The sequence below is a fragment of the Chelativorans composti genome, from assembly GCF_039541695.1.
Classification (GTDB): domain Bacteria; phylum Pseudomonadota; class Alphaproteobacteria; order Rhizobiales; family Rhizobiaceae; genus Chelativorans; species Chelativorans composti.
Map to the genome: position 1 here is coordinate 1 of NZ_BAABGS010000053.1, position 10,077 is coordinate 10,077.

The 10,077-nt window shown below is 64.0% G+C and carries 8 protein-coding genes and 1 pseudogene; 6 read left to right on the forward strand and 3 right to left on the reverse strand.

Features of this window, described 5'->3' with window-relative positions:
• Positions 1-301 precede the first annotated feature (301 nt).
• Positions 302-667 carry a YbaN family protein gene (locus tag ABD906_RS10340; RefSeq protein ID WP_345099330.1) on the reverse strand — a complete coding sequence of 122 codons (366 nt, stop codon included), beginning with the start codon at positions 665-667 and terminating at the stop codon, positions 302-304.
• Positions 668-832: 165 nt separating this feature from the next.
• Here ABD906_RS10340 and ABD906_RS10345 point away from each other — a divergent pair, with 165 nt between their 5' ends.
• A complete protein-coding gene (locus ABD906_RS10345; protein WP_345099331.1) occupies positions 833-1,105 on the forward strand; it encodes a TRAP transporter large permease subunit in 273 nt (90 codons plus the stop codon).
• 177 nt (positions 1,106-1,282) lie between these two features.
• On the opposite strand, the gene ABD906_RS10350 is transcribed toward ABD906_RS10345, so the two are convergent.
• The gene (locus tag ABD906_RS10350; protein ID WP_345099332.1) at positions 1,283-1,750 is read right to left on the reverse strand and encodes a MarR family winged helix-turn-helix transcriptional regulator; all 468 of its coding nucleotides are present in this window, start codon (positions 1,748-1,750) and stop codon (positions 1,283-1,285) included.
• Positions 1,751-1,760: 10 nt separating this feature from the next.
• The gene (locus ABD906_RS10355; RefSeq protein ID WP_345099333.1) at positions 1,761-2,555 is read right to left on the reverse strand and encodes a crotonase/enoyl-CoA hydratase family protein; all 795 of its coding nucleotides are present in this window, start codon (positions 2,553-2,555) and stop codon (positions 1,761-1,763) included.
• A gap of 134 nt (positions 2,556-2,689) precedes the next feature.
• Between ABD906_RS10355 and ABD906_RS10360 the strand changes: the two genes are divergently transcribed.
• The 5 genes and pseudogenes from ABD906_RS10360 to ABD906_RS10380 all read left to right on the forward strand — a co-directional run.
• Positions 2,690-4,537 (forward strand): feruloyl-CoA synthase, encoded by a 1,848-nt coding sequence (locus tag ABD906_RS10360; RefSeq protein WP_345099334.1) that lies wholly within the window; start codon positions 2,690-2,692, stop codon positions 4,535-4,537.
• A 49-nt stretch (positions 4,538-4,586) separates the two neighbouring features.
• Positions 4,587-5,735, forward strand: coding sequence for an ABC transporter substrate-binding protein (locus tag ABD906_RS10365; RefSeq protein ID WP_345099335.1), 1,149 nt, complete (start codon positions 4,587-4,589; stop codon positions 5,733-5,735).
• A gap of 130 nt (positions 5,736-5,865) precedes the next feature.
• Positions 5,866-6,900, forward strand: a complete 1,035-nt coding sequence (locus tag ABD906_RS10370) for a branched-chain amino acid ABC transporter permease (protein WP_345099336.1) — start codon at positions 5,866-5,868, stop codon at positions 6,898-6,900.
• 1 nt (position 6,901) lies between these two features.
• On the forward strand, positions 6,902-8,677 hold the full coding sequence (locus ABD906_RS10375; protein ID WP_345099337.1) for a branched-chain amino acid ABC transporter ATP-binding protein/permease: 1,776 nt from the start codon (positions 6,902-6,904) through the stop codon (positions 8,675-8,677).
• Positions 8,674-9,162 (forward strand): annotated as a pseudogene (locus ABD906_RS10380) (ABC transporter ATP-binding protein); the annotation flags it as partial. The gene ABD906_RS10375 and the pseudogene ABD906_RS10380, both read left to right, overlap by 4 nt.
• Between the last annotated feature and the right edge of the window lie 915 nt (positions 9,163-10,077).

Below are 10,077 nucleotides of genomic sequence, written 5' to 3' on the forward strand. Positions count from 1 at the left end.
CGCGGGCGGCCCTGCAACCCCAACCAGCGATGCCGCCCGCGCTGGCGCCACCACCATCATTGCACTAACAATCAAATTGGACCCGTCCGTGGGGGCCGATCACGGGGTTACGCCCCCCGTCAGAAACCGCACCGGGGTTCCAAGCAGGCGCGGAGTGAAAATTATCCCGGAGCACCCTCCCTTGGAAAGCGGACCGGCGGGAGCCTGGAGCAGTTCAGATTTCGCGGAAACGTGAAGTGTCCAAGTTGTTGTCTTGTCGCAGTTCCGGACGGAAAACCGGTTTCCACTTTCCTGTAACTGCTTAATCGCCGCGCGGGGCGCCGGGACGGGTCAGGATGAACACGGCTACCGCACCCAGAATGACCGCCTGCAGGGCCAGCAGCCATCCGGGAATGCGAAGATACAGCGAAATGCAGAAACAGGCGATCAGCATGATCACTGCAAGCGTCTTGCTCCTGCGGTCGATCACGCCGTGGCTGTTCCAGTTGCTGATGATTGGCCCAATGCGTGGATGATCCAGCAGCATGCCGTGAAGGCGCGGCGAGCTGCGCGCGAAGACGAAGGCCGCCAGCAGCAGGAACGGCGTGGTCGGCACAAGCGGCAGGACGATGCCCGCAACCCCGCACCCCACGCTGACGAAGCCGATGATGATCCACAACAGGCGCATGACCCTTCCTTACCAAAGCGGCGGGAACCACACATCTGCCAGTTCGTCACAGATGTCGGAAACAGCCGGAAGGGTGGCGCTCAGCGCATACGGAAACGCAACCACCGGAAGCGCCGGAAACTCACACTGCATATAACCGTTAGCGGCCATCACCTGCCTTTTTGTATGCTGGTGGTAACGATCCCGATCTTCTATCCGACCATGATGTCGCTGGGCTTCGACCCGATCTGGTTCGGTGTCATCGCGGTCATACTGATGGGAATGATCACGCCGCCGGTGGGCATGAACGTGTTCGTGGTCAAGGGCATAGCCCAGGACGTGCCCATGAGCACGATCTTCAAGGGCGTCCTGCCCTTCTGGTTCGCGATGGTCGTCTGCCTGATGCTGCTCGTGATATTTCCGCAGATCGTGCTGTTCATCCCGCAGGCGATGTACTGAGAATGCCGCCGAACCGATGCAACTGCCTTGGCCGGAAGTGCTACCGCCATGAACCATTGAGGTTCAACTTCGCTGTCAAACTTTCAGCCGATGTGCGATGCGGACGCTGGCGGGGCCGATGGCCCAGCCGGGCAAGTTCACCGGTTTCGGGGCGAAGCAGCGTGGAAATCCGCCGTTTCAGGCGGCGCCGTTCTCGGTGGCGATGAACTTCAGGAGAAGTTGAACCAGGCGGCCTCGTTCGGCGGCCGTCAGGCCCGACCCAAGGCGGTCCTCGAACGCGAAGAACCAGTCCGCAATGTCGTCAACCAGAGCCTGGCCCTTGGACGTGACGGTGAGCTCCACCCCCCGCCTGTCGTCATCGGGTACGCTGCGCGTCACGAGACCGCGCTCCTCCAGCGACTTGGCGAGCTTGGCCATGTGCGACCGTTTGATGATCAGCCGCTGGCACAGGGCGCTCTGGCGAATGCCGGGGTTGAGGGCGATCGCCCAAAGGACGGAAAACTCGCCCGGATTGACGCGCTGCTCGCCAAGCTCGCGGAAATAGCGCTCGTAAACCTTCACCTGCGCCAGACGCAGCAGAAAGCCCAGGTCTCCCGCCAGACGGCCCAGCTGTACGGTATCGGTTTCAGCGTCGAGACAATCCATTCAGCCCATCTCAGGTTTGGTCAGGCGCCCTGAGTCGAGCCACCCGCTTCTCGAGGAAATCGCGCAGACGCTTTTCCGCCTCAGGACTTGTCGCTGTGATAGCCGAGACAAACGATTCCACCAACAGCCCGTCCTCCTTCGACATGTCCTGAATGCGCGGCAAGGCGTGGATAATGGCGTAGTTGGAGATCTCGGCGTTGCTCGCGGCAATCTCGGCCAGCTCGTGAGCTTTCTCCCGGGCGGTGCCCGGCTCGACCAGGTACTGAACGAGACTGCAACGCTCACCCTCTTCCGCCGAAAGAACACGGCCGGTGAGCATCATGTCCATCATGCGCGCGGTGCCGAGGAGACGGGCAACGCGCACCGAGCCGCCGCCGCCCACGAAAATGCCACGCTGGCCTTCCGGCAGCGCGAAGAAGGCCGTGCGGTCGGCGACACGGATGTGGGTCGACGCAGCCAGCTCCAGCCCGCCGCCCACGACGGCGCCATGAAGCGCCGACACAAAGGGAATGGCGCCGAACTCGATCTTCGAGAACACCTCATGCCAGCGACGGGAGCCCCGAACGCCCTCGATGGCGCTCTTGGTGACATGTTCGGCCAGGTCAAGACCGGCACAGAAGTGCCCCCCGTGGCCGTAGATCACCGCAGCACGGGCCTCGCTTTCCGCGCGAGCCACAACCTCGGCAATCGCCTCAACGAATGCGTCGCTGATCGCATTGCGCTTCTCGGGACGGTTGAGACCGATGTGAGCAACCGGCCCACGCAGCTCGTAAGTGACAAAGCCAGCATTCGCGACGGCAGGCATTCAGAGACTCCGATGATTGTTATCGCCGACAAATTCATCTTGCGATTTACAGAGAATATGTTTCCTTGTAAACAAAAACAACACGGGAGCGCAGCGAGGAGGGCGCTTCCCTCGTCAGCTTTTCGGGAGGAGGCATGCTCGGAACGCAAAGCCATAGGGTGAAGCTGTGGACACCTGTCCTGGACTGGGAGAAGCGCCAGGACGGTACGATTCTGGTGTGGCGCAAGGACAAGCTCGGGCCGTATCCCAAGCGCCTGAACGAACGCCTGATCCACTGGGCGCAGGAAGCGCCCGAGCGCACCTGGATGGCCCAGCGGGACGAAAGCGGCGACTGGAGGCGCGTGACCTACCGGGAGGCGCTCGACAAGGTGCGGCGCATCGGACAATTCCTGCTGGACCTCGGGCTTTCGTCCGAGCGGCCGGTGATCATCCTCGGTGAAAACTCCATCGAACACGCGCTGCTGGCGCTGGGCGCGCAGCATGTGGGCATTCCCTCGGCCGCGATCTCCCCGGCCTATGCGACACTTTCCACGGACTATCAGAAACTTGTGGACATCGCCCAGCAGATCACGCCGGGCCTGATCTTCACGGATGACGGAAACGTGTTCCAGAAGGCCATCGATGCGGCTTTCGACCCGATGATTCCGGTCGTGTACGCGCGCAATCCCGCGGCCGGACGGAAAGGCCGGACATTCATGTTCGACGACCTGTTCGGGCAGGAAGTCACCGCCGCGGTCGACCGCGCTTTCGATGCAACGGGCCCGGACACGGTCGCCAAGTTCCTGTTCACCTCGGGTACGACGGGATCGCCGAAGGCGGTGATCCAGACGCAGCGGATGCTCTGCTCCAACATGGAAATGGTGGCCGACTGCTACGCCTACATGCGGGAGGAGCCGCCGGTCATCGTCGACTGGGCGCCCTGGAACCACACCGCCTCCGGCAACAAGGTGTTCAACCTGGTCATCTACAACGGCGGCACGTTCTACATCGACAACGGCAAACCGACGCCCGCGCTGATTTCCGAGACGATCCGGAACCTGCGGGAGATTTCGCCCACCTGGTATTTCAACGTGCCTGCCGGTTTCGACATGCTGGTGCAGGCGATGCGCCAGGACACCGCGCTGCGGGACAATTTCTTCAGGGATCTCAAAGTGCTGATGTATGCCGGTGCGGGGCTTGCGCAGCATACCTGGGACGCGCTGGGAGAGCTTTCGGTCCAGGCCTTGGGCTACCGGGTTCCGATGGGCACCGGACTGGGCGCCACGGAGACCTCGCCCTTCTCGCTCTACTGCACGGAACCGCAGGACCGTCCCGGCAATGTCGGCATTCCGGCGGCCGGAATCACGGTCAAGCTCGTGCCCTTCGACGACAAGTACGAGATCCGGCTCAAGGGCCCGAACATCACGCCGGGATACTGGCGCAATCCGGAGCTCACCGCGCAGGCGTTCGACGAGGAAGGCTTCTACAAACTGGGCGACGCCGTGCGCTTCGCCGTTCCGGACGATCCGACCAAAGGCTTCTACTTCGCTGGGCGGACGGCCGAGAACTTCAAGCTCATGACCGGCACCTGGGTGGCGGTCGGACAGCTCAGGGCCCAGCTCGTCGACCAGTTCGGCGGGCTGATTCGCGATGCCGTGATCACTGGCGAGAACCGAAGCGAGCTCGGTGCGCTGGTGCTGCCCTTCATGCCGGCGCTGCGCGCGCTGCTGCCGGAGGCGGACAGGGAACTTCCGGATGAAGAAGTCTACCGGCATCCGGCGGTGCGAAAGGCGCTGGCGGAGAAGCTGGCCGAACACCAGAAGACGGCCGTCTCGTCGTCGAACCGCGTCATGCGCGTCATGATCATGACCGAGCCGCCACGGTTCGACAAAGGGGAAGTCACGGACAAGGGTTCGCTGAACCAGCGGGCGATCCTGCGCAACAGGGAAGCGCTGGTGGAAGAGCTGTACGGCTCAGGGGAGCAGGTCATTACAGCCGGCTGATGCCGGATTGAGGAGAGAGGACTGGTTTTTCCAGGGAGGAGGAAGCATCATGAACTATCGTTTGCTGAAAAGCATGACACTGGCGGCGGCGCTGTCGGTCTCGGGACTGGTGACCGGGGCTATGGCAGACGTGACGATCGGTGTGACCGTATCGTCTACGGGATCGGGCGCCGCGCTCGGCATTCCGCTCAAGAACTCCGTCGAGCTCTGGCCGACGGAAATCGCAGGCGAGAAGCTCAACGTCATCGTGCTCGACGATGCCGGTGACCCGTCGATCGCGACGACCAACGCCCGCCGCTTTGCCAATGACGACAAGGTGGACGTGATCGTGGGCTCGGCACTCACGCCGGCGTCCATCGCGATCTCAGGCGTTGCCAACGAGGTCGGCGTGACGCAGCTCGCCGCTTCGCCCATTCCGCCGAATGTCTACCAGACCAAGTGGACTTTCGTGCTGCCGCAGGATGCCGGACTGATCGCCCACGCGCTGTTCAAGAAGATGCAGGAGGATGGGGTCAAGACCTTCGGTTACATCGGCTTCTCCGACTCCTACGGTGACCTCTGGGTCAACCAGTTCAAGGCGATTGGCGCCGAATACGGTCTCGAGATGGTTGCCGAGGAGCGCTACGCGCGTCCCGACACGTCAGTATCCGGCCAGGTGCTGAAGCTGATCGCAGCGCGTCCAGACGCGATCTTCGTGGGCGCCTCGGGCACCGGCGCGGCGCTGCCGCAGGTCACGCTGCGCGAGCGCGGCTACACCGGGCCCATCTACCAGACCCACGGCGCGGCAACCTTCGACTTCATCCGCATCGCGGGCGACGCGGCGAACAACACCGTGTTCGCATCCGGTCCGGTGATGGTGCCTGAGGACCTGCCGGACGACAATGACACGAAGGCCGAGGGCCTCGCCTACGTGCAGGCCTATGAAGCCAAGTTCGGCGAAGGCACGCGCACGCAGTTCGGCGCTCATGTCCACGACGCCATGGCGATCCTGAAGAAGGCCGTGCCGATCGCCCTCGAAAAGGCCAAGCCCGGCACGCCCGAGTTCCGCGCGGCGCTGCGCGACGCGATCGAGAGCGGCGGACCTTTCCCGGCCAGCCAGGGCGTGTTCGAGTATACGCCTGAGGACCACCTCGGCCTGGACGAGCGCGCCGTCGTGCTGCTCACCGTCGAGAACGGCAAGTTCAAGCTGATCAAGTAGGCATGACGGAAGCGGCTGCCGCCCGTCGCGGCAGCCGCGTCTGACACCATTGCGCAGGAAAGTGCGGCCCTTTCGCCGACTGTGGCGGGTGTCATGATCTTGAGGGGTTGGAGCTCAATAGGGGGAAGACTTGGATTTCACGATAGCGGCCTTCCTCATGCAGGACGGGCTAACCAGCGGTGCCGTTTACGCGCTGCTGGGGCTTGCGCTCGTGCTTGTATTTTCTGTCACCCGCGTGATCTTCATTCCGCAGGGCGAGTTCGTCGCCTACGGAGCGATGACGCTTTCGCTGCTCGACACGGGCCGCTTTCCACCGACCGCCATCCTGCTCATGGTGTTCGGCGCGGCTGCCTTCCTGCTCGATCTGTGGGAATATCGCGGACGCTACAACGCCGCAGCGCTTCTGCGCAGCGCAGCCATCAACCTGGCGCTGCCGGGCGCGATCTACGCACTGGCGCTGGTTCTGGCCCCGCTGCAGGCGGGCCCGCTCGTCAAGGCACTGCTGACGGTGCTCATCATCGCCCCCATGGGCATGTATGTCTACCGCATCGCCTTCCGGCCGCTCGCGGATGTCCCCGTGCTGGTGCTGCTCATCGTTTCGGTCGGCCTTCACCTCGCCATGATGGGGCTGGGGCTGGTGTTCTTCGGAGCCGAGGGCCTGCGCGCACAGCCGCTCTCCAACGGCGTCTACATGCTTGGTTTCCTGCCGGTCACCGCGCAGAGCCTGTGGATCTACGGGATCACCATCGCCATCATCGTCGGGCTTTACGTCTTCTTCGAGCATACGCTGCTCGGAAAGGCACTGCGCGCCACCGCCATCAACCGGCTCGGCGCAAGGCTGGTGGGCGTGCGCACGCAGCTGACGGGTGTCACCGCATTCGTGCTGGCTGCGACCATCGGCGCCGTGTCAGGCATCCTGATCGGACCGATCACCACGATCTACTATGACACCGGCTTCATCATCGGTCTGAAGGGCTTCGTCGCAGCCATCATCGGCGGACTGGCGAGCTTCCCCGTCACGGCGGTGGCGGCAATCGGCGTGGGCATCATCGAGGCGTTCACCTCCTTCTACGCCAGCGCCTACAAGGAAATCATCGTGTTCAGCCTGATCATTCCGGTGCTGATCTGGCTCTCCATCACGACGGCGGTTCACGAGGATGACTAGAATGACGACGCCTTCCTCTCGTTTCCTGCTTGTGGCGGGCGCGCTCATGCTGCTGGCGCTGCTGCCGCTCCTGCCCGTCCCGCCGTTCTGGATCACCCTGCTCAACAACATCGGCATCGCTTCGCTGGTGACAATCGGCCTCGTGCTGCTGACCGGCGTGGGCGGCCTCACCTCCTTCGGACAGGCCGCCTTCTGCGGCTTCGGCGCCTATACGACCGCCGTGCTGACGACCGCCTACGGTTTCTCGCCCTGGCTTACGCTGCCGCTGTCGGTTGCCATGGGCGCAATCATCGCGCTGCCGCTCGGCCTGATCACCGTGCGGCTGTCCGGACACTTCCTGCCGCTCGGCACGCTCGCCTGGGGCATCGCGATCTACTACCTGTTCGGACAGATCGACCTGCTCGGCCGGCATGACGGCATCTCCGGCATCCCGCCGCTTGCGATCGGCGACTTCCGCTTCCTCAGCGGCAGCTCGATCTATTACGTGATCTGGACCTTCGTCATCCTTACCGCCCTCGCCGCGCAGAACCTTCTCAATTCCAGAATTGGCCGGGCGATCCGGGCGCTGCGGGGCGGCGGACAGGCGCCGGAGGCGTTCGGCGTCAACGTGGCACGGGCCAAGCTCACCGTGTTCGTTCTGGCTAGCATGACGGCGGCGCTGGCCGGCTGGCTCTACGCGCACATGCAGCGGGCCATCAATCCGACGCCGTTCAGCATCAGCATGGGCATCGAATACCTGCTGATGGCTGTGGTTGGCGGCGCTGGCCACGTGTGGGGTGCGATCTTCGGCGCGAGCCTGGTGCTGGTGCTGAAGGAGGCGCTGCAGCGCCTGCTGCCGGAGCTGATCGGCACGAGCGCCAACTTCGAGATGATCGTGTTCGGCGCCCTGCTCGTCGCCATCCTGCAACTTGCCCGCGACGGGCTGTGGCCGCTGGTGCTGCGGCTGCTGCCTGCGGGAAGCCCGCCATCCCTGCCTCCGGCCGCGGCTGATCTGGAAAAGCGGCGGCCGGTGCCGGCCGGCACTCCGCTCATCCGCGTCGACAAGGCACGCAAGACCTTCGGCGGCCTGGTGGCGGTCAACGACGTCTCCTTCGAGGTCAAGGCCGGCCAGATCGTGGGATTGATCGGGCCGAACGGCGCCGGCAAGAGCACGACCTTCGACCTGATCACGGGCATGAACCACCTGACCGCAGGACAGATCCTGTTCAACGGCAAGCCGCTGTCGGGACTCTCGCCGCGCGAGATCGCCAGGCTGGGCGTGGCGCGGACCTTCCAGCACCCGAAGATCCTGCCCGACATGAGCGTGCTCGAGAACGTGGCGCTCGGCGCGCATCTGCGCGGGTACAGCGGCGTGGTGAAGAGCGTTTTGCATCTCGACCGGCCGGAAGAAGCCTCGCTGCTGGCCGAGGCGAAACGGCAGATCGAGCGGGTGGGCCTCGGCCCCTACATGCACCGGCCCGCGGGAGACCTCGCGCTCGGCCAGGTCCGCATCCTCGAAATCGCGCGCGCACTGGCACTCGACCCAGTGGTGCTGCTGCTCGACGAGCCGGCGGCCGGCCTGCGCCACGGCGAGAAGCAGGAGCTCGCCGTACTGCTGCGCAAGCTGCGTGAGGAAGGCATGAGCATCCTGCTCGTGGAGCATGACATGAGCTTCGTCATGGGACTGGTGGACCACCTGGTGGTGCTGGACTTCGGCACCCGCATCGCGGAAGGCAAGCCGCAGGAAGTGCGCGAAAATCCGGCGGTCATCGCCGCCTACCTAGGAGGTGTGGCATGAGCGAAACGCTGCTCGAAGTCCGCGACGTCCACGTTTCCTACGGCAAGGCCGAGGTGCTGCACGGCGTCTCGCTGTCCATGAAGCCAGGGAGCATCGTGACGGTGATCGGCGCCAACGGCGCTGGCAAGACCACGATGTTGAACGCAATCATGGGTCTCGTGCCGTACACGGGAACCGTCGAATACGACGGCAAGCCGGTGCCTCGCTCGATTGAAGCGCGGGTAGCGGCCGGACTCTGCCTGGTGCCGGAACGGCGCGAGCTGTTCTCGTCCATGACCGTGGAAGACAACATCCGGCTCGGCGGCTTCCTGCGCGCGGCAAGCGAACGGGAGGCGATGGAGCACGACATCTACCAGCGCTTTCCAAGGCTCGCCGAACGGCGCAAGCAACTGGCCGGAACGCTTTCCGGCGGCGAGCGGCAGATGCTGGCACTGGCGAGAGCCCTGATGAGCAAGCCGCGCCTGCTGCTGCTTGACGAGCCCAGCCTCGGACTTGCCCCCAAGATTGTCGCCGACATTCTGGCGATCGTCGGGGAACTGCGCAATACCGGCGTGTCGATCCTGCTGGTGGAGCAGAACGCGAGGGCAGCGCTGGAAATCGCCGACGAGGGATACCTGGTCGAGGTCGGGGAGATCCGGAAGTCCGGCAAGGCAGCGGACCTCGCGAATGACCCGGCGCTGATGGAGGGATATCTTGGCCGCATGGACTGAGGACTAGCCCCGGCGAGCCATGCGGAGGAGGCCGAGGCGGCCAGCCGGCAAGCCCCGCGGAAACAGGGCAATACGCCATGACCGGCGATACCCGGGTTTCCGGAGGGCGCGTCCATGCCTTCGCCGCTCCGGGAGCCGCAGGGCGGAACGGACCGACAGTCGCCTCGCCGCCGCTACCAGCGGCCGCCTCTCCCGCATGCAGACCGGTTCATCCACCTGCCGGGCAGACGCTTTTTGCGCCGTCTACGTTTATGCACAAGAGTTAGCATATTTGGTTTTGCCTCTTCGGCGCACGCGGACATTCGGACGGAAGTCCTTGTGCACATCGGGTATACTGCCCCGGCTGCCTGCACGGGTGAAACTTCCCCGTCCCCGCATACCAGCCGGCGGGCCTCCCTAAATTCCACATCGCTGCGGACACGCGGTGAGGCCGTTGGACCTCTCAAGCTTTCCAACGGGAAAATTCGTTCTTTGGCGATCGATGAACTAGCTGAGGCAGCGCGCTAGCGAGATACAGGATGCGGAGTCCGTACAAGAGATACAGGTATTCCGCAGACGGTGGCATCATCCCCGCCGGCCCGACCGGAATGATCCACCCCCATTGAACGGGTCCACCTTGAAGTATGGTTTTGACCATGAAGGAGGACCACAATGGCCAACAAGCGACACAAGCCCGACGAGATCGTCACG